Source organism: Rhodococcus sp. H-CA8f (genome assembly GCF_002501585.1).
Lineage (GTDB): Bacteria > Actinomycetota > Actinomycetes > Mycobacteriales > Mycobacteriaceae > Rhodococcus_F > Rhodococcus_F erythropolis.
Map to the genome: position 1 here is coordinate 3,349,362 of NZ_CP023720.1, position 24,066 is coordinate 3,373,427.

The window sequence follows — 24,066 nt, forward strand, 5'->3', positions numbered from 1 at the left end:
GGTCTCACTGCGATTGATCTCACTTCAGGCGACCTCAATTCGGCCGACCTCACTTCGGGCGATACAGCCTGGTCAGGCCTTCCTGGACGACTGCAGCAACCATGTTTCCTCGGCTGTCGAAGATCCGTCCCTGCGTCAATGCGCGACCGAAGCCCGCTGACGGCGACGTCTGGTCGTACAACAGCCACTCGTCGGCCCGGAACGGCCGCAGGAACCACATGGCGTGATCGAGCGAGGCGCTTTGCATGGCGACGTCCATGTGAGGGCCTCGGGAAGATCCGAGCAGCGTCATGTCGCTCATGTACGCAAGCGTGCACACGTGAAATACCGGGTCGTCCGGGAGAGCCTCGCGGGAACGGAACCATACTTGCTGCTGTGCGGCAGCGCCTGGACGTTTGTTGATGTCGGCCTTCGGCACCATCCGGAGGTCCCAATCGGACCACTCGCGAGCCAACCACGCAGTCTCGGGATCTTCCGAATCCTGGGCGATGGCCAAGGTCTCGGGGTCAGGGACCGGTGGCATCTCGTCCTGGTGCTCGATGCCTTCGTCTTGGACGTGGAAGGATGCCGACATCGTGAAAATGGCTTGCCCGTCTTGAATTCCGGTGACCAAGCGGGTCGCGAACGATCGACCGTCCCGAACACGATCGACCAGAAAGACCGTCGGCTCCATCGGATTGCCCGGACGCAGGAAGTATCCGTGCAACGAATGAACTGAATAGGCCGGATCGACCGTGCGTACCGCCGACACCAATGCCTGGCCGGCGACCTGGCCGCCGAAAGTGCGGGTCAGGGTGGTCTCCGCGATGATTCCTCGAAAGATGTCACGCTCGAGGCGTTCCAACTCCAGAATTTCTTCGATCCTCGCCATCGATGCTCCACATCTTCCCGTGTACCGACGTCTACCGACCTTCACACAATGCCTGACGCACCCCCGGCCACCAAAGTGGGCATCCGAAAACACTGAGCGACGGGGCGCATCGACTCAGAACGGCGGTGGATCGTCTCCGCCGTCGAAGGTCCTCCTCTGTGCCTTCTTCATCCGCCGGTGCATCCGTATCCGCTGACGCCGGCGCTCACCCCGCACACGAGAGGCCTTGTTCTCCAGACGTGTGCGCCGACGCCGACCACCCTCGGGCAGTACAGGCTCGAGCATTCCCGCCAGCAGACCTGACGGCCTGGTTCGGTAGCAATGTCCGGTCGGCGAGGTCAGCATGACACTCCGGTCCGGGTTCGAGATGTGCAACCACTGACCGGAATGCTTGAGGCGGTGATGGTTTCGACAATACGCACTCATATTCGACGCCACGGTCTTTCCACCACGAGTGGGATCGCGATGATCAAAGGGCTCCGTGTGATCAAGATCTGAATTCCATGCAGCGACATCGCAGTGCAACCACTGGCAGCTTCCTGCGATCACCCGCACCCAGGTGTCGAGGACAGCGCCTGGGCGGTAGACCGACGCCGAAGGAACAACGGGCGGAGGTACTGGCTCGCCCTCACCGGAAGACTCGAGCGCGGCATCGACTGGTACTTTCACCTTCCGAATCAGCGCACCCGCGGCGATGTCACGCGCATGCTCTGCACTGATCACTCCATAACCGTCAAGGTGAGCGGGTTCGTCTGCACCTGGTGCGTCACCGCCCTGAAGAGTTGATTCCAGCATGACCACGTGAACCAACGGCCGACGCACCACCACAATCCCGCTTCGATCTTGTGGGCACTCGTCCCGGCCGCAATCACACGGCAGAATCGTCGACCCGGATACCAACGCTCCCAATGCGTCAGCTCGTCGTTGCTCGTACTTACGGGAATCGTGTCGACACACCGACATTGCCAACTCCCGCAACCGACGGTCGAAAGCCCGTGCTTCCTCCGCCGGAATACTCCCCAATATCCGCGCCATTCCGTCCTCGGCAGCGCTCACACCCACGAACCGATCAGCCAAGGCGCGGCGTCGACGTTCGCGTATCCCCTCGGGATCCACCACGGCGACGATCCGGTCGATAGCCGCTGTCAATCGGCGACCGGTCAAGCCGGTACCGCCAGGCATCGGTGGCGCCGAGATCTTTTCGAGGAGTTGCCGTTCCACCTCGTCGATCAAATCGTCAGCGACGTTGGCCGTAGCGGAGTCGATCAATCCAACTCGATACAGATCCAGTTCTCCGCGCGCCATGGCGGCACGCGTGCGATGGAGCCGAGACTTGAGAGAAAAGCCGAGACCGATCAACTTTCCCGCTGAGGCACGGCCCATGGTCAATGCCGCGCCGAGCTCGGCCTCAGCCAGTTCGTGAGCGGTAGACGACCAAGCACCATTATCGGTGTGGTCAGCGCTGCGACGCTCGAAAAACTCGGCAATGGCAGCCAGTTTCCGTTCCACGAGCATCGATTCGCGCGCATGCAGATCGGCGATGAGATCGATGAGGGCGCAGTCGGATTCGGCACCGGACAGCAGCGCTGCGGTACCCGAACTTCCTGCTCCGTCATCGAACATTCCTCAACATTATTCGAATATACGTTCGATAGCCATGATTTCCAGGAATCAGTCCGAACAATCCCGATTGACCGAAAATTGTTGCGGAGCAACCTTTGCGGCCACTCGTGTTCCGGCAACGGATTCCCCTACTGAACCAGGGCGTTGATAATGCGGGCAGCTTCGGCCGGGTAGATAGGGCGGTCGGACCCACCACTCAATACCCAGTGGACTGGACTACCTTCGTCGAGGACTCGGAGTTGCACGTCGAGCGGAAACGCATCGATGTCAGCTGAGTCGACTGCAAAGACATGGACAATCTCATGCCCAGGTCGCCCCTCGAACTCGAAGATGTTCTCGACGACCTCGAGCAACTCGACGCTTCCCAACCTGACACCGAGTTCCTCCGCGAACTCGCGTCGCAGCGCTGCCTCGGCCGTCTCACCGAACTCGATACCGCCACCGATCAATCGATGAAAGTTCTCCCCCGTGACAGAGTCCGTGCCGTCGAGCATGAGTACATGACCGGAACGGACAGGTATCCCCAGTGAGATGTTACGAATTGACGACATACGACACAGTTTAGGTGGCCAACTCGAACACCATTTGAATCCGACGACGGCGAATATCACCAAAAGTGATGGGGTGGGCGCAAATACGACTTGGACTTGCCGAGACTCCCGATGACAGACTCGAACACCATTCCCGGACAAAAGAACCCATTGAGGAACCGATGAACGACGCAAATACCTGGACCGCACGACTCGCCGCACTCGACCTGACCCTCCCGCCTGTTGCCACCCCCGCAGGCTCATACCTCCCCGCCGTTCAGACGGGGTCATACGTCTACACATCGGGGCAATTGCCGCTCGTCGACGGCACTACGACGTGCATCGGCAAGTTGGGCGAGGGCGTCTCCGTCGAAGACGCCGCCCAGGCGGCGCGGTTGTGCACTCTCAACGGACTCGCGGCCGTTGATGCCTTGGTCGGTCTCGACCGCATCGTTCGGGTCGTCAAGGTCGTTGGATTTGTTGCTTCGGGATCCGGATTCTCGCAGCAACCCCAGGTGATCAACGGTGCGTCCGACCTGCTGGCCGAGATCTTCGGTACCGCTGGACAACACGCCCGCTCTGCGATCGGCGTGGCCGAACTCCCCCGAAACAGTGCCGTCGAGGTCGAGTTCGTGTTCGAGGTATCGGACAGCATCTGACGGTCCGCCACACCCCGAAGGGGCGGCGGTTGCCAATGCAACCGCCGCCCCTTCTTGTGTAAAGACTTTCAGGCACTGAGCCCGGTCATTGGACCTGCTGTCACCAACCACGCTCTGCGAGGCGGTGTCCGACGGGCAGGTCGTCGACGTTGATGCCGACCATTGCCTCGCCGAGTCCGCGCGAGACCTTGGCGAGCACGTCCGGGTCGTCGTAGAACGTGGTGGCCTTGACGATGGCCTCGGCGCGCTGCTTCGGGTTGCCGGACTTGAAGATGCCCGATCCGACGAACACGCCTTCGGCGCCGAGCTGCATCATCATCGCAGCGTCTGCCGGGGTGGCGATGCCGCCGGCGGTGAACATGGTGACAGGCAGCTTGCCTGCCTTGGCGACCTCGACGACCAGTTCGTACGGGGCCTGCAGTTCCTTGGCGGCTACGTACAGTTCGTCCTCGCTCAGCGAGGTCAACCGGCGGATCTCGCCGCGGATGGTGCGCATGTGTGTGGTGGCGTTGGAGACGTCTCCGGTGCCGGCTTCACCCTTCGAGCGGATCATGGCCGCGCCTTCGTTGATGCGACGGAGCGCTTCACCGAGGTTGGTGGCGCCACACACGAAGGGAGCGGTGAACTTCCACTTGTCGATGTGGTTGGCGTAGTCGGCCGGGGTCAGGACCTCGGACTCGTCGATGTAGTCGACGCCGAGGCTCTGCAGGATCTGCGCTTCGACGAAGTGACCGATGCGTGCCTTCGCCATGACGGGGATGCTGACGGTGGAGATGATGCTGTCGATCATGTCCGGGTCACTCATGCGCGAGACGCCGCCCTGTGCGCGAATGTCTGCGGGGACCCGCTCGAGTGCCATGACGGCGACGGCGCCGGCGTCTTCGGCGATCTTGGCCTGCTCAGCGGTGACCACGTCCATGATCACACCGCCCTTGAGCATTTCAGCCATGCCGCGCTTGACGCGGGCGGTGCCGATGGCGGTGGCGGGGGCAGAGTCGGGGGTGCTCACAGCAAACTCCTGCAGTAGTGGCGTGACGAAAGAAACGAGGCACGGCGAACACACGAGTTCATTCGCTCGGGGGCCTCTGGCCAAAACTCTAGGACTAACCGGCCTTCGATTCCGTATCCAATTTGCCATTGCTGGCCTTAAACGGCCGCGAGCACTGAACGACCGAACGATCAGCGGATGGAACGCACTTCCGGATCCTCGGAGCCGTCCGCAATCGTCGCGGCCTCCACCAGGAGGTTTGCCAGATCCAACGGGTAGACGGGCTCACCGGACTTGGCCAGTCGGCGGATCTCGTCGGCGCTGCACCAGCGATGGCCGGTGATGGCACGCTGTTCCAATTCCGTGTGGCCTTGGAAGACCGGCTCGAAGCCGTGAGTGCGCGTAGCGAAGAACAGCTCTTCCGAACGGATCAGCTCACCGTCGAACGGGAAGATCGCCACCCGACGCCAAAGCGGACCTCGCAGATTCTCCGGCGCCACGACGAATCCGGTCTCCTCCTCGATCTCACGAACTGCGGCCGCTCGCAGATGTTCGCCGCGTTCGAGCCCGCCGCCGACGGTGAACCAGAAGTAAGTGTTCGGGATCTTGGGATCGTGCCCGCGCAACAGCAGCACCCGATCTTCCTCGTCCAGCATCACCACGCGGGCAGAGGTCCGTGACGTATCCACGGTGATTCCCTCGGGCACCGCCGCCGCGGTCGTGCGCTCAGAGATCTCGAAGTATTGAGGCAGTGGCGCCGTTCCGCCGAGATGTAGCCATCGAACAAGTCGTCGGGTACGCAACGCGAGAGTGTCTCGCACCGCGTCGTTGTGGAACCGCCGGGCGATCAGCACGCGCGCCTCGGCATCGGCCAACTCGGCCACCAGTTGAGGTCGCAGCGACGTCGTGCCGTAGGCAGCGAGAGCATTGGACAGCCGGTTCTCGGCAAGCTCGCGATCCTGACGATCCGCCCGTTCGGCGGCGTCCGCCAAGGTGACGAATCTGCGGGCGTCGTCGGCGCTCATGTCCACAGCCGCCGCGCGGACAACCGCGGCACGACGGGACAGAGCCGCATCGAGCGCCAACCACGACTGATCCGAACGCACATGCAGTCGATCGAGTCGGTTCGCCGTCCCGTACGCCCACAGTCCGACGACCAGGACGACGGCAGCGACGAGCCCGAGAATGAAGATCGTCAGAGCGGAGAAGGTCATGACCCCACCACGCGTACGCCGGTGCCGCCAACCGTGACGGTCTCGTAGACACGCAGGATCTGTTCGGCCACCACCGGCCAGTCGTATTCGGCAACAACACTTGTCGCGGTGTTGACCAGCGCGCGTCGTCGATCCGGGTCACCGAGAACGGAATCGATTGCCTCGGCCAAGGCATCGGAGTTCCCGATGGGGACCAGCAAGCCGGCCTGACCGTCGCGAAGAACACGGCGGAAAGCGTCCAACTCACTGGCCACGACGGCAGTGCCAGCCGCCATGGCCTCGACCAGCACGATCCCGAAGCTCTCACCGCCGAGATTGGGCGCGCAGTAGACGTCCGCACTGCGAAGCGCCGACGCTTTCTCCTCGTCACTGACCTGCCCGAGCAGGCGGAGATGCTTGAAGTACTTGCCCGCCTCTTTGCGGAGTTTCTCCTCGTCGCCGCGTCCGACCACGATCACTTCGAGATCCGGGTGACGCTCGACCAACTCCGGCAACGCACCGAGTAGTACGGCCATCCCCTTGCGCGGTTCGTCGTAGCGACCGAGGAACAGAATGGTTCCACCTTCGCGCGGGTAGCCGGGCAACAGATCGGCCTCGGCAAACGCTGCGACATCGACGCCGTTGGGGATCTCGACGGCGTCGGATCCGAGGGACTCGACCTGCCAACGACGCGCCAACTCCGAGACTGCGATCCGGCCACTGATCTTCTCGAGATACGGAGCCAAGACACCCTGAAAAGTGCTCAGCACCAACGACTTCGTGGTCGACGTGTGGAAGGTGGCGACGATCGGGCCTTCCGCGATACGCAACGCGAGCATGGACAGACTCGGCGCATTGGGTTCGTGGATATGTAGAACGTCGAAGTCACCTTCCGCGATGAACTTGCGGAGGCGGTTGTTCGCCGTCGGGCCGAAAGACAACCGCGCAACAGAACCGTTGTAGGGAATCGCGACGGCTTTACCTGCGGAAACCACAAAATCCGGCAACTCGTCGTCATCGGACGACGGCGCAAGCACACTCACTTTGTGACCACGTTCGATCAGCACCTCGGCCAGATCCACCACGTGCGCCTGCACGCCACCGGGGACGTCGAAGGAGTACGGGCAGATCATGCCGATCTTCATTCACCCTCCATGCGGGCGAGCCGCGATTCGGAGAGGTCGGAGCGCCACAGCGGCTGAAGCATGTGCCAGTCAGCGGGGTGCGCTGCGATGTTGACGGCAAAACGGTCGGCAAGTGCCTGCGTGGCTGGGCCGACTCCGCCGGATACGTCGATCGGTGGGTCGATCTTGAAACCCCAACCGTCGGGAGTGAACCAGCAGTGGACCGGAAGTAGCGGCGCGCCGGTGTCGATCGCGAGCTTCGCCGGGCCGGCGGGCATGCGAGTAGGTTCGCCGAAGAAGGTGACGGGCACACCCTTCTTCGCCAGATCGCGCTCCCCCAACAGGCACACGATCTTGTTCTCACGCAGATGCTTGGAGAGTTCGACGAACGGTGGATGCTCCCCGCCGCTCAGCGGGAAGATCTCGAAACCGAGACTCTCGCGGTATTCGACAAACCGTTCGTACAGGGATTCGGGCTTGAGCCGCTCGGCAACGGAGGTCAACCCACCCCATTGCTGAACACACCACACGCCGGCCATGTCCCAATTACCGCTGTGGGGCAGCGCCAATACCGCGCCATGACCTGCCGCCATTGCTTTTTCCAGATGTTCCTGGCCCTCGACCAGCGCATGCAGCGCTTTACCTGTCGCGACCAGGTCCATCGACGGAAGACGGAACGCCTCACGCCAGTACCGGGCGTACGAGCGCATCGAATCCTTGATCAACTGATCCGGAACTTCCGCCGGCGTCGTGCCCAGAACTCTCGCGAGGTTCTTCCTGAGTTGTTCGGGTCCGCCCTTGCGTACCGCGAAATCCGCTCCGGCGTCGAACAGCTTGACCGCCACCGATTCCGGCAGGCTTCTCACCAACCGCCAACCCGCGGCATATCCCAGATCGGTTGCGCGCTCGGAAAAACTCACTGCTCTGCCTCACCTTCAGGCTTGGGATCGCCCTCGGTGCCCGCCGCGCCTTCGACCGTCGATGCCGCCGGGGCGATCGGCAGAAGTTCCCGGGCGCCAGGCGAATTGCGCACCGCGAGCACTCGTTGGAAGACCGTCACGATACTTCCGGCGGCAAGTACCCACATCGCAATGTGAATCGCCCACGGTAGACCCATACCTGTCAGGCCAGATCCGACCAACACGATGATCAGTCGGTCCGGGCGCTCGATCCACCCGCCGTCCGCAGTCAGCCCGCTCGCCTCCGCGCGCGCCTTCGCGTACGAGATGACCTGCGAGGTGACGAGGCAGATGAGAGTCGCGACGAGCAGCCACTTGCTGTTCTCGTGGTAGACCGCCCACCAGGCCAGGCCGGCAAAAATCGCGCCGTCGGCCACGCGGTCGCAGGTCGCGTCCAGTACCGCCCCGTACCGCGTTCCGCCGCCGCGAGCACGAGCCATTGCGCCGTCGAGCATGTCGAACATGACGAAGAACCAGATGAACAAGGTTCCCCAGAACAGATGTCCGGACGGAAACAGCGTCACCGCACCGGCGACGCTTGCCACCGTGCCGATCACCGTCACCGAGTCCGGCGTCAGACCGGTCTTGACCAGCGCCTTCCCCATAGGTGCCGTCACCTTGGACACCGATGCGCGCCCGAAGAAGCTCAACACCGCAGGAACCCTCCCCGTCGTGAGTTCCGGTTCGGAACTCGTTGCAGCAATGCATCCTGCCATGAAGCCGGATGCATCAACCTATTGTTGCCAGGCACCGGCGAGTAGTCCCCTGGTCTCCCGCAGCAATTGCGGCATCACCTTGACCCCACCGAGCACGGTGATGAAGTTGGCGTCGCCGCCCCAACGTGGCACTACGTGTTGGTGAAGGTGCTCGGACAGCGAACCGCCCGCGGCAGCACCGAGATTCAGACCGACGTTGAATCCGTGCGGATTCGACACGCTCTTGATCACCCGCAACGCACGCTGGGTGAACGCCATCAACTCGGCGCTCTCCTCCGGCGTGAGGTCTTCGAGGGCCGCGACCTTGCGGTACGGCACCACCATCAGGTGACCCGGGTTGTACGGGTACAGGTTCAAGACCGCGTAGACGTGTTCACCGCGGGCGACGATCAACCCTTCCTCGTCCGACATTTTCGGAATGTCGATGAACGGTTCACCCGTCGTACCCGGGGTGTTGGGCGCCTCGGTGATGTACGACATCCGATGTGGCGACCAAATACGCTGCAAATGATCAGGATCGCCGACGCCGTGGTCGATCAGCGAACCCGGACCATCGTCACCGGGGGCGCTCACTGCGCCACGCTTGGCTGCACCAGTTCGGCTGTCGGCGAGGCATTCTCGCGGCGGCCGATCCACTCGGTGATGATCCGGACGGCGTCGTCGACGGGAATTCCGTTGATCTGGGTGCCGTCACGGAAACGGAAGCTGACCGCGCCGGCTTCCACGTCACGCTCGCCCGCGAGGAGCATGAACGGGACCTTTTGCGTGGTGTGGTTACGGATCTTCTTCTGCATCCGGTCATCACTGAAATCGACCTCGGCGCGAACACCGGCTGCCTTGAGCTTCTTCGTGACGTCGAACAGGTGATCGGCGAAAGCCTCGGCCACCGGAATTCCGACGACCTGTACCGGCGCCAGCCACGCCGGGAACGCGCCCGCGTAGTGCTCGGTCAAGACACCGAAGAACCGCTCGATCGAGCCGAACAGCGCGCGGTGGATCATGACCGGACGAGTCTTGACGCCGTCGTTGCCGGTGTACTCGAGTTCGAACCGCTCGGGCAGGTTGAAGTCGAGCTGGATGGTCGACATCTGCCAGGTGCGGCCGAGTGCGTCCTTGACCTGAACGGAGATCTTGGGACCGTAGAACGCGGCTCCACCCGGATCCGGCACCAGAGTCAGGCCGGAAGCTTCGCCGACCTCGGCGAGCGTTGCGGTCGCCTCTTCCCAGACGTCGTCGCTACCGACGAACTTGTCCGGGTTCTTGGTGGACAGTTCGAGGTAGAAGTCGTCGAGGCCGTAGTCCTTGAGCAGGTTCAGAACGAACTGCAGGGTGGTGGTCAGCTCGTCGCGCATCTGCTCACGGGTGCAGTAGATGTGAGCGTCGTCCTGGGTCATGCCGCGCACGCGGGTCAGGCCGTGGATGACGCCGGACTTCTCGTAGCGGTAGACCGAGCCGAATTCGAAGAGCCGCAACGGCAATTCACGGTACGAGCGTCCGCGAGCACGGAAGATCAGGTTGTGCATCGGGCAGTTCATCGGCTTGAGGTAGTAGTCCTGGCCCGGCTTGCGCACGGTGCCGTCCTCGTTCAGTTCCTCGTCGACGTGCATCGCCGGGAACATTCCGTCGCGGTACCAGTCGAGGTGACCCGAAACCTCGTACAGATGTCCCTTGGTGATGTGCGGAGTGTTGACGAACTCGTAGCCCGCCTCGATGTGGCGGCTGCGCGAGTAGTTCTCCATCTCGGTGCGGATGATGCCGCCCTTGGGGTGGAACACCGGCAGACCCGAACCGAGCTCGTCGGGGAAGCTGAAGAGGTCCAGTTCGGTACCGAGCTTGCGGTGATCACGACGCTCGGCCTCGGCGAGCAGTTCGAGGTACTCGTCCTGAGCCTCGGTGGACTCCCACGCGGTGCCGTAGACACGCTGAAGATCGGCGTTGTCCTGGTTGCCACGCCAGTAGGCGGCGGAGCTTCGGGTCAACTTGAAGGCCGGAATGTGCTTGGTGGTCGGAATATGCGGGCCGCGGCACAGATCGGACCAGATCTTGTCGCCAGTGCGCGGATCGAGATTGTCGTAGATGGTCAGCTCGTTGCCGCCCACCTCCATGATCTCGGGATCGTCGATGCCGGACTTGTCGTCGATCAGTTCGAGCTTGAAAGGCTCGTCGGCCAACTCGACCCGAGCGTCCTCGATCGAATCGACCACTCGACGCGAGAAGCGCTGTGATCCCTTGATGATCTGCTTCATACGCTTTTCGAGCTTGGCCAGATCCTCCGGAGTGAACGGACGATCCACTGCGAAGTCGTAGTAGAAGCCATCCTTGATCGGCGGACCGATCCCGAGCTTCGCGTCGGGAAATTCTTTCTGGACCGCCTGCGCGAGGACGTGAGCCGCGGAGTGCCGGATGACGCTGCGGCCGTCCTCGGTGGATGCTGCCACCGGCTCGACGTCGACATCGACCTCAGGTGTCCACGACAGATCCTTGAGCGTTCCCTCGCCATCGCGGACAACGACGATCACGTCGGGCCCCTTCGTGGGGTATCCGGCTTCGCGCACTGCAGTCCCGGCGGTCGTCCCCGCGGGCACCCGAAGTGGGGCGGCTGAGTGCTCTGGCGCGGGACTGGTCACGGCGATGTGCTCCTAAAGGTATTGCGACAAGTTAGACAGGCGTCGTACCCACTGCGAGCACGCGCACGATCATGTTATCGGCCCTACCGACATGGTGAGACAACCGAGTGAAGGAAACCGGGCCGCGTTCAGCTCACAGTGGCGACTCGAGCCACGAGTAGTCCAGGCCCACCCATGTCCCGATCAGGCCGAAGGTGCCGAGCACCCACAACGTCGCCAGGACGATCACTGTGGTGAACAGAACGCCCAACCCCTTGACGAACAGCGACTGCTTGCCGAACCATTCCATGAACCTGTCGTATCGAGCCTTCGCGAAATGAAGGAGTCGATGTGCCCACGCGAACTCCGACGCCAGTATGCCGAGGCCGGCGAAGACGATGAGCCAACCGGGCCCGGGGTACGGAATAGCCACGATGCCTGCGGCGAACACGATCGTGCCCACGACTCCCACGCCGATGCGGTACGCAAGATTGAGGGTGGGCCGCGCGGCGATTCCAGCGCGCCACCGCTCCCAGCGGGACTCTGCGTCTTGGAAGACGGACAGGTCTGAATCGTCGACGGGAGAATCGACCTTTTCGGTACTCAAGTCGGTCACCTTTTCGGTCGCGAAATGTCTCTTCGACCAGGCTACCGAAATCGTCGGCCGGCGACCTGCGACGACGGTCTGCATGCCGAAACAACCGTGCCCTCGAACAGCTGTGCTCTCAAACAGCTGTGCTCTCAAACAGCTGTGCTCTCAAACGACTGAAGGCGTCCCCGATGATCGGGAACGCCTTCAGTGTTTTCTGTGGTCCCGGCTGGGATCGAACCAGCGACCTTCCGCGTGTGAAGCGGACGCTCTCCCACTGAGCCACGGGACCGTAAGTCGTTCGAACGCATGCGCTCGAACGAGTTGGAACATTAACACGGCTGCGCGATGAATACGAATCACCAGGTTGGCATTCGTTTTGCTCCAGGCGACCCCGAAATCTACGAATTCGAGCTGATTTCAGACCGTATTCATCGCCAAGACGGACAGTTGCAACGCGCGCGACGGGCCGATTCGACTCCGAACACGCCACTGAGCTGGTGATTTGTGTGTATCCGACACGGTCGGCTAATGTTTCCAACGCACCGAGGAGAGCGAGCAGCTCCCCAAGCAACACGGTGCGATGCGGACGTGGCGCAGCTGGTAGCGCACAACCTTGCCAAGGTTGGGGTCGCGGGTTCGAATCCCGTCGTCCGCTCGAGAGGTGTGACTCAACCTTTTACGGTGGAGTGGCCGAGTGGTGAGGCAACGGCCTGCAAAGCCGTGCACACGGGTTCGATTCCCGTCTCCACCTCGCGCGATTAGCTCAGCGGGAGAGCGCTTCCCTGACACGGAAGAGGTCACTGGTTCAATCCCAGTATCGCGCACCACGTCAGGCCCTCGGGCCTGATGGTCAAGACCTGCTTGCAGGTCTGATAAGTTAGAAAAGTACTGAGTTCCGGTAACGGAGTTCATTGCTCATGCGGACGTGGCGCAGCTGGTAGCGCACAACCTTGCCAAGGTTGGGGTCGCGGGTTCGAATCCCGTCGTCCGCTCCATTTTTCTCCAGAACCCGCGCGATTAGCTCAGCGGGAGAGCGCTTCCCTGACACGGAAGAGGTCACTGGTTCAATCCCAGTATCGCGCACCATTTGAAATTGCAAGAAGCCGGAACCTCAGGGTTCCGGCTTTTTGCGTTCGAGCGCCGAACGCATCAATCGCAGTACTGACGCAAGCCCCCTCGGGAATCCACGTCAGTACTGCGGTTGATGTAGCTGATCAGATTGTTGTAACTGATCAGTGAGAGAAGCGGTTCGCTGCCGAAGTCATCGCGCGCAGCGAGGACTCAGTCGACGACTCCGCAATCCCCATCGCCCAGCTCCGACGGCCGTCGCACTCGGTGAAGATGAACGTCGCCGTGCGGTGGCCGATCTGGTGCTGATGGAAAGACAGGATCTCGAGCGAGATTCCCGCGTCGTGCAGCATCGACGTCATGGCCGAGATCGCGCCAGTCGAGGTGGCGGAAGCCTTCTGGATGCGCTCCCCCAGACCGAGAGTCGCTTCGAAAGTCCAACGACCCGGCGCAATCTTCTCGGAGGACCACGCGCCCAAACGGATCGGGCCGCTCATAGCCGCATACGTGGACTCGAACTCGGTCCAAGACATCGCTGAGCATTCGGCGCGCAGGCCGGCTGGCAGAGATTTTCCGTGACGCGTCGCGAAAGGATCAGCAGCGGTAGAAGAAAAATCAGAAGCGAAGGCAGAATCAGAAGCGAAGGCGAAGTTGTAAGTCATGATCGTGGTCTTCCTGGAATGAAGTGGAGGACCAACTGGTAGCAAGACGACCCGCAGCGAGGGGTCGGTCCGATTCAGACCCCGCTACGGCGGCTTACTACGAGAATTCGCTTCATGAGAGACGAGGCTAGGCGGCCCGGTTCGAGAATGCAACCCGGACCGCCTCCGCACAGGTCAGACCTGAGCCGATTTGTGCCCGGCGATCAGGGCGCGATACCACTCGAACGAGGTCTTCGGTGTGCGCTTCTGGGTATCGAAATCGACGTGGACCAGGCCGAATCGTTCCTGGTAGCCGGCTGCCCACTCGAAGTTGTCGAGGAGTGACCACACAAAATAGCCACGGACGTCGACACCGTCGTCCATTGCCGATCGGAGGGCGCGAAGGTGCGCATCGTGGTAGTCGATTCGCGCTTCGTCCTCGACGACGCCTGCGGCATCCGGTGCGTCGTGGAATGAACATCCGCTTTCCGTGATGTAGATCGGCGGCAGTGCGTCACCGAACCGAGCTCGGAACGTCCGCAGGATCTCACCCAGCCCTTCGGGAACGATCGGCCATCCGAAATCGGTTGTGGGATAACCGGTAATCGCGACAGGCGCAAAGGGCAGGCCCGGCGGTAGGTCGACCTCGAGCACACCTTCGGTCCCCTGGCCTTCCACCGGAGCGGCAATCATCGTCGGCTCGTAGTAGTTGATCCCGTACCAGTCGAGCGGCGCCCCGATGATTTTCAAGTCCTCGTCGACGGGACCGCTGAGCAGCTGGGCGAATTCGTCGGCGGGGTACTTTCCGACCAATACCGGGTCGGCGAACATCCAATTGACGACGTGGTCGTAGATGTCGGCAGCCATCACGTCTTCCGGGGAATCGGAAGCGGCCCGCACCGGTGCATGGTTCGAGGCAATTCCGATGTTCGTGCATCCGGTTGCCCGAAGCGCTTCGACAGCGAGGCCGTGCCCGAGCAGCTGGTGATGTGCGGCTTGGAAAGCCTCGAACCCCAAGGCCAGGCCGGGGGCATGAACTCCCAGGGCATGACCGTAGAGCGTATGCACTACCGGTTCGTTGAGCGGCATCCACATTCCGACTCGATCGGACAACCGTTCGCCGACGACCTGGGCGTACTCCCCCAGCCGGTACGACGTGTCTCGGTTCATCCAGCCGCCCTGCTCTTGCAGTGCGAGGGGCAGATCCCAGTGAAAGAGAGTGACGGCAGGAGTAATTCCCACCGAACACAGTCGATCGATCAGGCGGTCGTAGAAGTCGAGCCCTTTCGCATTCACAGCCCCCGATCCGGTGGGAAGAATTCGCGACCACGACAGGGACAGCCGACAAGCGTCGAGCCCGAGGTCTTTCATCAACTCGATATCCGATTCCCAGCGGTGATAATGATCGGCAGCAACCGCTCCGGTGTCGCCCCCGACGACTACACCGGGGCGGTCACAGAACTCGTCCCAAATCGACGGTCCGCGACCGTCTTCGGCCACAGCTCCTTCGATTTGGTAGGCCGCGGTGGCGGTTCCCCAGACGAAGGAAGACGGAAATTCTGGTGTCGGCTGCCGAGTCATGTCGGTCAGTTAATCAAAGAACCGTGCAAAACACGCAGCTTTGTTGGACACTCGACCAGTATCAAGATCCAGTACCGTTCGGCCTAACCGAACGAACGAGACAAAGGCCCTGCTTGATGACGGATAACACCCGCACCCTGACGAGGGCTCGGATCGCCACTTCGGTGGCCTTCGGACTTCAAGGATTTCTGCTCGCCGCCATTCTGACGCAGCTGCCGCAGTACAAGGACTTGTTCGAGCTGAGCGAGACACTGGTTGTGGTTGCGGTTGTCACCGTGTCCGTCATCGCCGGGCTCGGCAGCGTGCTCGCCGAGATTCTGGCCGTGAGAACGTCGAGCAAGATGACTCTGCGAACCGGACTCGCCGTCATCGCAGTCTTCGGCGGGGCAACCGGAATTGCGCCCAACGCGGCGATGTTCTTCGTCTTCCTGGCGATCTACGGCATCGGACTCGGCATGGTCGACGCGGCCGCCAACATGCAGGCAGTCTCGATCCAACACGCCAAGGGCCGCTTCATCCTCTCCTCGTTCCATGCTTCCTGGAGCGTCGGAGCGATTGTCGGCGCTCTGTTCATCTCTGCTACCGCAAGCCTCGACATCTCGATCCGCATAACGCAGGTGATCGCGGGAGTTGTTGTCGGACTGATGCTTCTGGCCTTCGGCCCGCAACTGCTCGATCGCTCCGAGTCTCCGGTTGCCGATGCAAACATCACGAGCACCGCGAAATTCACCGTACCCACCCGCGCCTTCGTCCTGCTCGGCGTCGCGATGGCATTGTTCTATGCGGTCGACTTCAGCGTCGGAAACTGGTCGACGCTGTACGTCAAGGACGAACTGCTCGCCGACGCCGGGACGGCCGCCCTTTCCGTGGCGGCGTACCAAATCGCGGCATTGGTCGCACGACTGACCGGCGACTACTGGGTCGGCAAGTTCGGTGAGACCACCGTCGTGCGGATCGGCTCTCTCATCGGCGTGGTCGGCATGACGATCGTTGTCCTCGCGCAATCTCCCGCCGTTGCCATCGCCGGCTTCCTGATCGTCGGCCTCGGCGTACCGGTAATCGCCCCGATCTGCTTCAGCGCCGCCGGACGGATGGCTCCCCCGGATCAGGTCGACGCGGTGATCGCACGCATCAACCTCTTCAACTACGTCGGCACGGTGGTCGGCGGCGGCATCGTCGGCGCGGTCGCTGCCTTCAGTGACCTTCGAATCGGGTTCCTGATTCCGCTGGCGTTCTGCGCGATCTTGATAGTCCTTGCTCCCGCGTTCGCACCGAAACGAGCCACGACGCCGGTCGCCGAGAACGCCGCTTGAGCATCACGCTCGACGAAGGTGGTGTACTTGATCAACCGAATCATGTGCGCGAGAGGTAGAAACTGACGTGACGATCACCGTTGACCGGGCCGGAATCTGGGATTCCGAAGCAATCGCCGACGTGGCAGCGGTGACGTTTCCGCTGGCTTGTCCGCCGGGCGCATCCGACGACGACATCAGTGCCTTCATCGACAACGTTCTCTCGGTCGACAAGTTCTCCGAGTACCTGACGGACCCGACACGAACCGTTCTCAAGGTCATTCGCGACGGCTCGATCGTCGGCTACGCGATGCTCGTCGACGACGAGCCCGCCGACCCGGACGTCAAAGCTGCTGTGACACTTCGCCCGACGACGGAACTGAGCAAGTTGTACGTGCTTCCGGGAAACCACGGAACCGGCGCGGCAGCATCCCTGATGGACGCGGTTGTCGACCATGCACGACGCAGCGGAAGTGCCGGGATCTGGCTGGGTGTCAATCAGGAAAATCTGCGCGCCCAGAAGTTCTACGCCAAACACGGCTTCACCCAGGTCGGCACGAAGACTTTTCTCGTGGGGGCACAACTCCACCACGATTTCGTGATGGAGCGTCCCGTCAGCTGACAGGCCTGCTGATCAGCCGGCCGCGACCTCGAAACGAGAAAGTGCGAGCAGACGCGAGGTCGCGCGCAGGTACTTCTTCTTGTACCCACCGGCGAGCATCTCGGGAGTGAAGATCTCGTCGAGGCGTGCGCCGGAAACGGTGACCGGGATGCTCGCGTCGTACAAGCGGTCGGCGAGAACCACGATGCGCAGTGCAACAGACTGATCCGTGGCCGGGTGAACGCCGTCGATGAAGACCGCCTTCACCCCCTCGACCAACTTGTTGTAGCGCGACGGATGCAGTGTGCTGAGGTGCTTGCACAGCTCGTCGAAGTTGTCGAGCGTGGCGCCGTCGATCGCCTCGGCCCGAGAGACCAATTCCTCCGAGGAGATGGGCTCCGGTGCGGGCGGGAGATCGCGGTGACGGTAGTCGGGGCCGTCGACGCGAATCGTCTCGAAGATCGAGCCGAGCTTCTTGATCTCACGCAGGAAGTCCTGAGCCGCGAAGCGACCCTCACCGAGCTGGCCGGGAAGCGTGTTCGACGTCGCGACGATGGACACGCCGCGCGCGGAAAGCTCCGAAAGGAGGCGAGAGACGAGCATGGTGTCGCCCGGATCGTCGAGCTCGAACTCGTCGATGCAGAGAACGCTGTGGTCGGCGAGCGCTTCGACCGCTTTGTTGAAGCCGAGAGCGCCGACGACGTGTGTCAGCTCGACGAAGGTTCCGAAAGCCTTCGGCGACGGGACGCTGTGGAAGATCGACGCCAGCAAGTGAGTCTTACCGACACCGAACCCGCCGTCGAGGTACAGGCCGGCGCCGGTCGCCTGGGTCTTCTTGCCGAACAGTCCGCGGCGTCCACCACTACGGATCTTGGTTACGCGCTTGGAGAATTCCTCGGCCTTGGCGACAGCAGCTGCCTGGCTCGGTTCCTTCGGATCAGGAATGTAGGACGCAAAACTCACCTCGTCGAACATTGCGGGAGGCACCATTTGAGCTACCAATTGATCGGCGGGTACCACCGGGCTGCGATCGACAAGACGTTCATGCATCCGTCAAGGGTATCTACGTGATGTGATCTCTCATGTGCACCGTATGGATATTGCGACCTACTTCACACCAGTCCACGAAGACGAACTCCGCGGCTTGTACGCCTATCCGGAGAACCTCTCCCAACCCTGGATGCGCGTGAACTTCGTTTCCAGCATCGACGGGTGCGTCTCCGTCGACGGAGTGAGCCATGGACTGGGCACCCCTGCAGACAAGTCGGTATTCGGGATCTTGCGCGAACTTTGTGACGTCGTCGTGGTCGGCGCAGGCACAGCGCGAGCCGAGAACTACGGGGGTGTGCAGATCTCGGACGCAGCCCAGGCGCGACGAAAGGCGGGCGGCCTCGCTCCGGTCCCACCGATCCTCGTCGTCTCGGCGCACGCGTCGATCGACCCTGAAAGCCGGCTCCTACGAGATACCGAAATTCCGCCGATTCTTGTTGTCGGTAGCGCCGCGGACAGCGCAGCGATTTCAGCGCTGAGATCGGCCGGATCGCAGGTGGAGGTGACGGACTCACCGAATGTCAGCAGCGGCGACATCGACAGGGCCTTGTCGGCTCGCAAGCTCCGTCGCGTGCTGTGTGAGGGCGGGCCGTCACTTTTCGGGCAGTTGATCGAGGACAATGCCGTCGACGAACTCTGCATCACCACTTCACCTCAACTGGTGGGGAGCAAAGTCGGCCGAATCTCGCTCTCCCCCAATGCAATGCCCACGTCGATGCGTCCCGCTCACATTCTCGGCGATTCGGACGGCACGATCCTCACTCGATGGGTTCGTCAGCAGCCACGTCGGTGAACCTGGCACTCTGGTCGGCATGCGCAGAGTTGCTTTGATGGCCGTCGTCCTCGCGACGTGTTGTGCGTGCGGCGCCGGGCCGTCGCTTCGGCCCGCCGTCGCGGTCGAAGGCCGCACCGACGGCAGCCCTGCCCAGAGCGAGGTACCGTCACCCGATGCGCCGCCGGTTGACCCCGGCGTCCCGACCGACGACATACCGTGGCGAGACTGCACCGGCACGTCACTCGCCGACCAGGCTCTCGCAGCGTCGAGCGCCGGCGTCATCCTCGAATGCGCGGAATTCAGTGCCCCCATCGACGTGACCGGCGCCATCGACGGCAACTTCACTGCCGGCTTGACCCGCGCTCGGACATCCTCGACGCCTGCCAACGCGTATCCGATCGTGTTCACGTCCGGCACCGACCGTTCGTCGGGAAACTCTCTGGCCATGCTCGCTACGTCCGGCTTGACGACGGTGCTCGCGGACCACCCCGTCGTTGCCCTGGATCGACGCGGAATCGACAGGTCCACCGCAATCGACTGCATGACGCCGGAGATTCGGCGCGGCCTTCACGATCTGGGCCAGTTCGACGCAGACTCCACCGGCGACGCCGCCGACGCGGTCGCCGCTCTCGGTCACGATGCAACCATCGCCTGTACCGACTATCTCGATCCTCAAGAACTGAAGTTCGGCGCGGACTCCGCTGCCGAGGACATCGACGCTCTACGTACGCGGTGGGGCGTCGAGACCATCGCTCTGTGGTCGGCAGGGTCCGGCTCTGACATCGCGCTGAGCTACGCGGCAGCCCACCCCGACAACCTCGCGAGGTTGATCCTCGATTCTCCCGCTCCGGTGGCCACCGACGCTGCCACCGAGGCGGAGAGCCGCGTGCAGGGCGAGGAAGCGGCGTTGACCGCATTCGCTCAGCGATGTGTGGCGCTGGGGTGCTCTCTCGGACCTGATCCGAAGAAAGCGGTCACGGACCTGATGGAGCGCGCTCGGGCCGATGAATTCCAGCCGCTGTCCGCCGCTGCGGTGTCGAACGCGATTTCGGCGAGCCTGTGGACTGCCGGAACCAACCGTGAGCAAGAGACCCGCTCGCTCTCAGACGCTCTGTCCGCGCTCGGTACCGGCAACGCTTCGCCGATTCGAGAGCGCGCCGCCCGGGCAGAGAACGAGGTGGACGGTGACGGCCAGTTCATCGGACGATGCACCGACGGCATGCAGTGGCCGGGGATCGGGCGCGTCCGCGAACTGGCGGACACCTGGGGCACCAACTATCCGGTATTCGGTCGAGAAGCCGCGCTCGGTTTGCTCGCATGCGCCAGCTGGCCGTCGACCGCCAACTCTCCCCTGCCGAATCAGTTGAAGCCCGCCGTCCTCGTGCTGAGCGGTCAGGGCGACCCGGCCGTCGGGAACTCCGGACTCTCGACCGTCACCGGCGTCGTGACCAACGCGGGGTCGCGCTTCGCAACCCTGGACTGGCAGGGTGCAGGTCACCCCGCGGCACAATCCACCTGCGCGCAGCAGGCGATGAGGGCATACCTCACCGATGCCTCCCTGCCCAGCAACGGAAGCGTGTGCCCGGCCTGACTCGGGCGCTTGTCCACCACGACGGAAAAGGGGTGCATCCCCCGATCACACCCTGCTCCGGTGTACCGTGCCGAAGTGTTCCTTCGACAGCTCGAGCCGCGTACCGGGCGGACAACCCAACAAGTCGTCAACTTCGTTTTGTGGCCGATCGCCGTGATGACCGTGCTCAATCGTGTCATCGTCACAGCAGTCAACGGCGCCATCACCGATGACTTCCGACCGGTCTACAACGCCGCGCTGGCGTTCTGGAACGGGCGCGACGTCTACACCGCAGATTTCAACTCCGTAGACCCCCATTATCTGTACCCACCATCGGGTTCCTTGTTGATGGCACCCCTGGCGATCCTCGATCCCGAGCGCTCGCGGTGGCTGTTCATCGGTGTCAATGCCGTCGCCATTCTCGTGGCTCTCTACCTGCTGTTGCGCTTGTTCGACCTGACGATCAGTTCCATCGCGGCGCCGATTCTGGTGCTCGGTGCTTTCATGTCGGAGACGGTCACCAACACGTTGGTGTTCACCAACATCAACGGCCTCGTACTGCTCGGCGAAGTTGCCTTCCTCCTGCTGCTGATGCGCAAGAAGGATCTGTGGGCCGGCGCCGCGATCGGTCTCACCATCGCAGTGAAACCCACTCTCGCGCCACTGCTCCTGCTGCCGCTCGTTCGCGGTCAGTGGAAGGTGCTCGTCACCGCCCTGGGCATCCCGTTCATTCTCACGGTCGTGGCATGGCCGCTTGCGTCGGATCCGATGGACTTCGTCCGCCGCACCGTGCCGTACCTGCTCGAATCTCGTGACTACTTCAACAGTTCGATTGTCGGAAACGGCGCTTACTTCGGTCTGCCCGAATGGTTGATCCTGCTGTTGCGCGTCGTGTTGGCCGCCATGGTCGTCGTCTCTCTGTGGCTTCTGTACCGCTATTACCGCAACGACGAACTCTTCTTCCTCACCACCGCGACCGGTGTGATCATGACCGCGTCGTTCCTGCTGCCATCGCTCGGCCAGATGTACTACTCGATGATGCTGTTGCCGCTGTTGATGTCCGTGGTGCTCAAGAACTCGGTCATGCGGAACTGGCCGGCGTGGCTCGCCGTCTACGGCTTCATGACGTTCGACAGCTGGTGGTCGAACCGCTGGCCGACCTTCGGCCGGGCAGCCGAATACACCAAGAGCACCCTCGGCTGGAGCCTTCTGCTGATCGTGATCTTCTGTGTCCTCGGATACCGGTATCTGGTCGCGCGTCGCGAGGGCCGCTTGGATCGCGGAATCGATCCCGCCTACCTCCTCGATCCCCCGCTCGATACCGTCTCACCTGCCGACGAAGCCGAAACGGCGACAAAGCATTAGCGTGGAGGCATGAGTTCTTCACACGATGGTATCGACAGCACACCTGAGGTCACGTACACCGAGAGCGAGTGGCGCGAAAAGCTGACTCCGGAGGAGTTCGCCGTCCTGCGCCAAGCCGGCACCGAACGCCCCTTCGTCGGCGAGTACACCGACACCACCACGGAAGGCGTTTACTCCTGCCGTGCGTGCGGAGCCGAACTGTTCCGCAGCACCGAGAAGTTCGAATCGCACTGCGGGTGGCCGTCCTTCTTCGATCCGGCGGATTCGGATGCCGTGATCCTGAAGGAAGACAGCTCACTCGGGATGCGCCGTATCGAGGTCATCTGCAAGAAGTGCCACAGCCACCTCGGTCACGTCTTCGAGGGCGAGGGATACCCGACGCCGACCGATCAGCGGTACTGCATCAACTCGATCTCACTGGTTCTCAAGCCCGCTCAGTAGCCAGGTCGTGGGCTACCCCGTGTCGCTCAGTAGCCAGGTCGTGGGCTACCCCGTGTCACTGGTAGCCCACGATTCGAGACTTCAACTCAGAAGTCCCAGTTCAGCGCAGTCGGGCTCAGACCAGCCGCGTTCAGGTCCTCGTTTCGAGCGACAAGACCGTCCTTGACTGACCCGATCCCACCACCGATCGCGCCGGAAGTGATGTCCGTCAACGAGGCATCACCGCCCGTGACTTCCTTCGTCACGATCGCAGCGGACGCTCCCGATACCGCATCGTCGAAAGCCCCCCGCGCGATTTGCTGCAATCTCGAACCGGTCGGGAGCGGGTTCGGGTCAGGGCCGACACGATCCGGCGTCGTCTTCAACCCTCCGTTCGCAAGTCCCTTGATGAAACCGTCGCGGCCCTCGGTCACGACCTTGCCACCGTCGATCGACTGGCGATGATCCATCGTCATCTGCCCGAGTTGAATGGCGAGGCCGGAGAAGACGGCAGCGGCAGCTTCCACTGCTGCAGCCTCGATCACTCGTATCAACAATTGCTGCAACAGCATTCGGACCGTGAGTGTTGTTGCCACCTCAGCCGCCACGATTCCGGCGGTACTCGCACCCAGTGTCGGGACAGCGGCCGCCAGCATGGCGGCAATCTCGAGCGCCAGTGCGCCCAGCGCCGCGAGGATCGACAGTTTGGTGTACTCGATGTCCGTGCCGGTATCGGTGCATGACTGACCCAGTTCGGCCGCGGCAGAGGACAACCGCTCGAAGACCTCCGCAACTCCCCCGGCCTCCGACCAATACCGAGACAACGAGTCGCCGGCTCGACCGTCGATCGATGCCAGTACAGTTTGCAATCCGTAACCACCGGCAGCGGCCGAAGCCTCGATCCGATCAGCCGCGCCTGACCAGGCATCACCCAACCTCCACAGTGCCGTTTCGTCTCCTTGCGGCCAGTCACTGCCCACCGCGACCGACGCAACCGCCTGTAACCAGCCCGGAATCTCGAGTCCCATCAGAGCCCACCCGCCATGTCGTCGGCAAGCGAGGTGTCGATCGATTCGAAACGATCGGTGATCTCGATCAGCGTGGCGGTCAATTCGCGGAGCGCGCCCGCGACCAGTGTCATCCCACCGACTGCTGACTCCGCACCGGGAACATACGCGTCCGAGAATGCGGTTCCGAACTGGTCAGCGCCCCAGCGCCCCTCTTCGGCGCCGGCCACTGTTTCCAGAGCACTCCGTGCCTCGTCGAGATCGGCAGCGACCACCTCGAATGCTGGTGCAGCACTTCCCATCGCGGCCACGTCCACGTCCAGTTCAGACATTGCCGGAGCTCCTCAGAACGGTGCGGTCCCAGTGCTCGTCGCCGCCGACCGGCACCGACGCCGGACGAGGCGCGAGAATCTCACGCAATCCGAGCACACCGGGAACGAGGTCAGGCAAATCGATCCTGGCCGCTTCGGTGAACGGCCTCGACATCTCGGCAACCTGTCGGCGCATGTCCTCCGCCGCAGATGTGGCCGTGGCCAGGATCAGATTTCCCAACGCTACCGGCGAATGCTTGCCGTAAGCGCTCCCGGAGAGGGTGACTCCCACGGTCGCCCCCGAAGCGTCTACGACGACTTCCACGCTGCCATCACTCGAGCGCGCGCTCGCCGTCGCTCGTGCGATCTTCTCCTGCATATCCGCCAGCGATCGCGTTCGCTCCAACAGATCAACCTGCATCGAATCGATCTGAGCCCGAAGAACTTCGACCTGTCCCCTCATCGAACCAACATCCGCCCCACTCACGATGGCCCCCACCTTCGATAGATCGTGACACCTGATT

At 62.5% G+C, this 24,066-nt stretch carries 24 protein-coding genes and 6 tRNA genes; 12 read left to right on the forward strand and 18 right to left on the reverse strand.

What is annotated here, in order from left to right:
• Positions 1 to 49: 49 nt before the first annotated feature.
• The 3 genes from CPI83_RS15510 to CPI83_RS15520 all read right to left on the reverse strand — a co-directional run bounded on the left by CPI83_RS15510 (position 50) and on the right by CPI83_RS15520 (position 3,045).
• Complete coding sequence (locus CPI83_RS15510; protein ID WP_019748291.1) at positions 50 to 871, reverse strand: acyl-CoA thioesterase II; 822 nt, start codon at positions 869 to 871, stop codon at positions 50 to 52.
• Between the two features lie 114 nt (positions 872 to 985).
• A complete protein-coding gene (locus CPI83_RS15515; RefSeq protein ID WP_069146525.1) occupies positions 986 to 2,494 on the reverse strand; it encodes an HNH endonuclease signature motif containing protein in 1,509 nt (502 codons plus the stop codon).
• A 128-nt stretch (positions 2,495 to 2,622) separates the two neighbouring features.
• Positions 2,623 to 3,045 carry an NUDIX domain-containing protein gene (locus CPI83_RS15520; protein ID WP_021332940.1) on the reverse strand — a complete coding sequence of 141 codons (423 nt, stop codon included), beginning with the start codon at positions 3,043 to 3,045 and terminating at the stop codon, positions 2,623 to 2,625.
• 161 nt (positions 3,046 to 3,206) lie between these two features.
• On the opposite strand from CPI83_RS15520, the gene CPI83_RS15525 reads away from it, so the two are divergent.
• The gene (locus CPI83_RS15525) at positions 3,207 to 3,683 is read left to right on the forward strand and encodes a RidA family protein (protein WP_020907630.1); all 477 of its coding nucleotides are present in this window, start codon (positions 3,207 to 3,209) and stop codon (positions 3,681 to 3,683) included.
• 100 nt (positions 3,684 to 3,783) lie between these two features.
• Here the strand turns inward: CPI83_RS15525 and pdxS are convergent, their stop codons facing one another.
• The 9 genes from pdxS to CPI83_RS15570 all read right to left on the reverse strand — a co-directional run bounded on the left by pdxS (position 3,784) and on the right by CPI83_RS15570 (position 12,150).
• Entirely contained in the window at positions 3,784 to 4,692 is a 909-nt protein-coding gene (gene pdxS, locus CPI83_RS15530; protein ID WP_020969520.1) for a pyridoxal 5'-phosphate synthase lyase subunit PdxS, read from the reverse strand.
• 170 nt (positions 4,693 to 4,862) lie between these two features.
• Positions 4,863 to 5,885: an NUDIX domain-containing protein gene (locus CPI83_RS15535; RefSeq protein ID WP_020969519.1), complete on the reverse strand. Its 1,023-nt coding sequence runs from the start codon at positions 5,883 to 5,885 to the stop codon at positions 4,863 to 4,865.
• Entirely contained in the window at positions 5,882 to 7,009 is a 1,128-nt protein-coding gene (locus CPI83_RS15540) for a glycosyltransferase family 4 protein (protein ID WP_003943332.1), read from the reverse strand. The genes CPI83_RS15535 and CPI83_RS15540 overlap by 4 nt, the downstream gene beginning before the upstream one ends.
• Positions 7,006 to 7,908: a phosphatidylinositol mannoside acyltransferase gene (locus CPI83_RS15545; protein WP_019748286.1), complete on the reverse strand. Its 903-nt coding sequence runs from the start codon at positions 7,906 to 7,908 to the stop codon at positions 7,006 to 7,008. The genes CPI83_RS15540 and CPI83_RS15545 overlap by 4 nt, the downstream gene beginning before the upstream one ends.
• Positions 7,905 to 8,600 carry a phosphatidylinositol phosphate synthase gene (pgsA, locus tag CPI83_RS15550; protein ID WP_020907628.1) on the reverse strand — a complete coding sequence of 232 codons (696 nt, stop codon included), beginning with the start codon at positions 8,598 to 8,600 and terminating at the stop codon, positions 7,905 to 7,907. Before pgsA ends, CPI83_RS15545 begins: the two co-directional genes overlap by 4 nt.
• An 81-nt stretch (positions 8,601 to 8,681) precedes the next feature.
• A complete protein-coding gene (locus CPI83_RS15555) occupies positions 8,682 to 9,236 on the reverse strand; it encodes an HIT domain-containing protein (RefSeq protein WP_019748284.1) in 555 nt (184 codons plus the stop codon).
• Positions 9,233 to 11,290, reverse strand: a complete 2,058-nt coding sequence (thrS, locus tag CPI83_RS15560; protein WP_007732914.1) for a threonine--tRNA ligase — start codon at positions 11,288 to 11,290, stop codon at positions 9,233 to 9,235. Before thrS ends, CPI83_RS15555 begins: the two co-directional genes overlap by 4 nt.
• A 133-nt stretch (positions 11,291 to 11,423) precedes the next feature.
• Positions 11,424 to 11,834, reverse strand: coding sequence for a TIGR02611 family protein (locus CPI83_RS15565; protein ID WP_085989954.1), 411 nt, complete (start codon positions 11,832 to 11,834; stop codon positions 11,424 to 11,426).
• 244 nt (positions 11,835 to 12,078) lie between these two features.
• Positions 12,079 to 12,150, reverse strand: a tRNA-Val gene (locus CPI83_RS15570).
• A gap of 293 nt (positions 12,151 to 12,443) precedes the next feature.
• On the opposite strand from CPI83_RS15570, the gene CPI83_RS15575 reads away from it, so the two are divergent.
• The 5 genes from CPI83_RS15575 to CPI83_RS15595 all read left to right on the forward strand — a co-directional run bounded on the left by CPI83_RS15575 (position 12,444) and on the right by CPI83_RS15595 (position 12,947).
• A tRNA-Gly gene (locus CPI83_RS15575) sits at positions 12,444 to 12,516 on the forward strand.
• Positions 12,517 to 12,541: 25 nt separating this feature from the next.
• Positions 12,542 to 12,612 (forward strand) — tRNA-Cys (locus tag CPI83_RS15580).
• A 1-nt stretch (position 12,613) separates the two neighbouring features.
• A tRNA-Val gene (locus CPI83_RS15585) sits at positions 12,614 to 12,688 on the forward strand.
• A 92-nt stretch (positions 12,689 to 12,780) separates the two neighbouring features.
• Positions 12,781 to 12,856: transfer RNA gene (locus tag CPI83_RS15590), tRNA-Gly, on the forward strand.
• Positions 12,857 to 12,872: 16 nt separating this feature from the next.
• A tRNA-Val gene (locus tag CPI83_RS15595) sits at positions 12,873 to 12,947 on the forward strand.
• 146 nt (positions 12,948 to 13,093) lie between these two features.
• Here the strand turns inward: CPI83_RS15595 and CPI83_RS15600 are convergent.
• Both CPI83_RS15600 and CPI83_RS15605 read right to left on the reverse strand, forming a co-directional pair.
• A complete protein-coding gene (locus CPI83_RS15600) occupies positions 13,094 to 13,591 on the reverse strand; it encodes an alpha-isopropylmalate synthase regulatory domain-containing protein (RefSeq protein WP_097387399.1) in 498 nt (165 codons plus the stop codon).
• Between the two features lie 174 nt (positions 13,592 to 13,765).
• Positions 13,766 to 15,151, reverse strand: a complete 1,386-nt coding sequence (locus tag CPI83_RS15605) for a GH1 family beta-glucosidase (RefSeq protein WP_097387400.1) — start codon at positions 15,149 to 15,151, stop codon at positions 13,766 to 13,768.
• Between the two features lie 116 nt (positions 15,152 to 15,267).
• On the opposite strand from CPI83_RS15605, the gene CPI83_RS15610 reads away from it, so the two are divergent.
• Both CPI83_RS15610 and CPI83_RS15615 read left to right on the forward strand, forming a co-directional pair.
• Positions 15,268 to 16,464, forward strand: coding sequence for an MFS transporter (locus CPI83_RS15610; RefSeq protein ID WP_019748279.1), 1,197 nt, complete (start codon positions 15,268 to 15,270; stop codon positions 16,462 to 16,464).
• Positions 16,465 to 16,531: 67 nt separating this feature from the next.
• Positions 16,532 to 17,065, forward strand: a complete 534-nt coding sequence (locus tag CPI83_RS15615) for a GNAT family N-acetyltransferase (RefSeq protein WP_060938507.1) — start codon at positions 16,532 to 16,534, stop codon at positions 17,063 to 17,065.
• 12 nt (positions 17,066 to 17,077) lie between these two features.
• Here CPI83_RS15615 and zapE read toward each other — a convergent pair whose 3' ends face one another.
• Complete coding sequence (gene zapE / locus CPI83_RS15620) at positions 17,078 to 18,094, reverse strand: cell division protein ZapE (RefSeq protein WP_019748277.1); 1,017 nt, start codon at positions 18,092 to 18,094, stop codon at positions 17,078 to 17,080.
• A 43-nt stretch (positions 18,095 to 18,137) separates the two neighbouring features.
• On the opposite strand from zapE, the gene CPI83_RS15625 reads away from it, so the two are divergent.
• Genes CPI83_RS15625 through msrB form a run of 4 tightly spaced genes read left to right on the forward strand, consistent with a single transcriptional unit; the run spans position 18,138 to position 22,245 of the window.
• A complete protein-coding gene (locus CPI83_RS15625) occupies positions 18,138 to 18,887 on the forward strand; it encodes a pyrimidine reductase family protein (protein ID WP_097387401.1) in 750 nt (249 codons plus the stop codon).
• A 19-nt stretch (positions 18,888 to 18,906) separates the two neighbouring features.
• Positions 18,907 to 20,460: an alpha/beta hydrolase gene (locus CPI83_RS15630; RefSeq protein ID WP_080910846.1), complete on the forward strand. Its 1,554-nt coding sequence runs from the start codon at positions 18,907 to 18,909 to the stop codon at positions 20,458 to 20,460.
• Between the two features lie 60 nt (positions 20,461 to 20,520).
• Positions 20,521 to 21,804 carry a glycosyltransferase family 87 protein gene (locus CPI83_RS15635; protein WP_019748274.1) on the forward strand — a complete coding sequence of 428 codons (1,284 nt, stop codon included), beginning with the start codon at positions 20,521 to 20,523 and terminating at the stop codon, positions 21,802 to 21,804.
• A 9-nt stretch (positions 21,805 to 21,813) separates the two neighbouring features.
• Positions 21,814 to 22,245, forward strand: a complete 432-nt coding sequence (gene msrB / locus CPI83_RS15640) for a peptide-methionine (R)-S-oxide reductase MsrB (protein ID WP_080910845.1) — start codon at positions 21,814 to 21,816, stop codon at positions 22,243 to 22,245.
• An 86-nt stretch (positions 22,246 to 22,331) separates the two neighbouring features.
• Here msrB and CPI83_RS15645 read toward each other — a convergent pair whose 3' ends face one another.
• Genes CPI83_RS15645 through CPI83_RS15655 form a run of 3 tightly spaced genes read right to left on the reverse strand, consistent with a single transcriptional unit; the run spans position 22,332 to position 24,029 of the window.
• Positions 22,332 to 23,252, reverse strand: a complete 921-nt coding sequence (locus CPI83_RS15645) for a hypothetical protein (protein ID WP_080910844.1) — start codon at positions 23,250 to 23,252, stop codon at positions 22,332 to 22,334.
• Positions 23,252 to 23,563, reverse strand: coding sequence for a hypothetical protein (locus CPI83_RS15650; RefSeq protein WP_080910843.1), 312 nt, complete (start codon positions 23,561 to 23,563; stop codon positions 23,252 to 23,254). The genes CPI83_RS15645 and CPI83_RS15650 overlap by 1 nt, the downstream gene beginning before the upstream one ends.
• Positions 23,556 to 24,029: a YbaB/EbfC family nucleoid-associated protein gene (locus CPI83_RS15655; RefSeq protein ID WP_232816759.1), complete on the reverse strand. Its 474-nt coding sequence runs from the start codon at positions 24,027 to 24,029 to the stop codon at positions 23,556 to 23,558. The genes CPI83_RS15650 and CPI83_RS15655 overlap by 8 nt, the downstream gene beginning before the upstream one ends.
• Between the last annotated feature and the right edge of the window lie 37 nt (positions 24,030 to 24,066).

Bases quoted from the DNA above. Each gene is read 5' to 3' on its own strand.
- CPI83_RS15510 (WP_019748291.1), bottom strand. From the start codon at position 871: ATGGCGAGGATCGAAGAAATTCTGGAGTTGGAACGCCTCGAGCGTGAC.
- CPI83_RS15515 (WP_069146525.1), bottom strand. From the start codon at position 2,494: ATGTTCGATGACGGAGCAGGAAGTTCGGGTACCGCAGCGCTGCTGTCC.
- CPI83_RS15520 (WP_021332940.1), bottom strand. From the start codon at position 3,045: ATGTCGTCAATTCGTAACATCTCACTGGGGATACCTGTCCGTTCCGGT.
- CPI83_RS15525 (WP_020907630.1), top strand. From the start codon at position 3,207: ATGAACGACGCAAATACCTGGACCGCACGACTCGCCGCACTCGACCTG.
- CPI83_RS15535 (WP_020969519.1), bottom strand. From the start codon at position 5,885: ATGACCTTCTCCGCTCTGACGATCTTCATTCTCGGGCTCGTCGCTGCC.
- CPI83_RS15540 (WP_003943332.1), bottom strand. From the start codon at position 7,009: ATGAAGATCGGCATGATCTGCCCGTACTCCTTCGACGTCCCCGGTGGC.
- CPI83_RS15600 (WP_097387399.1), bottom strand. From the start codon at position 13,591: ATGACTTACAACTTCGCCTTCGCTTCTGATTCTGCCTTCGCTTCTGAT.
- CPI83_RS15605 (WP_097387400.1), bottom strand. From the start codon at position 15,151: ATGACTCGGCAGCCGACACCAGAATTTCCGTCTTCCTTCGTCTGGGGA.
- CPI83_RS15610 (WP_019748279.1), top strand. From the start codon at position 15,268: ATGACGGATAACACCCGCACCCTGACGAGGGCTCGGATCGCCACTTCG.
- zapE (WP_019748277.1), bottom strand. From the start codon at position 18,094: ATGCATGAACGTCTTGTCGATCGCAGCCCGGTGGTACCCGCCGATCAA.
- CPI83_RS15625 (WP_097387401.1), top strand. From the start codon at position 18,138: ATGGATATTGCGACCTACTTCACACCAGTCCACGAAGACGAACTCCGC.
- CPI83_RS15630 (WP_080910846.1), top strand. From the start codon at position 18,907: ATGCGCAGAGTTGCTTTGATGGCCGTCGTCCTCGCGACGTGTTGTGCG.
- msrB (WP_080910845.1), top strand. From the start codon at position 21,814: ATGAGTTCTTCACACGATGGTATCGACAGCACACCTGAGGTCACGTAC.
- CPI83_RS15645 (WP_080910844.1), bottom strand. From the start codon at position 23,252: ATGGGACTCGAGATTCCGGGCTGGTTACAGGCGGTTGCGTCGGTCGCG.
- CPI83_RS15650 (WP_080910843.1), bottom strand. From the start codon at position 23,563: ATGTCTGAACTGGACGTGGACGTGGCCGCGATGGGAAGTGCTGCACCA.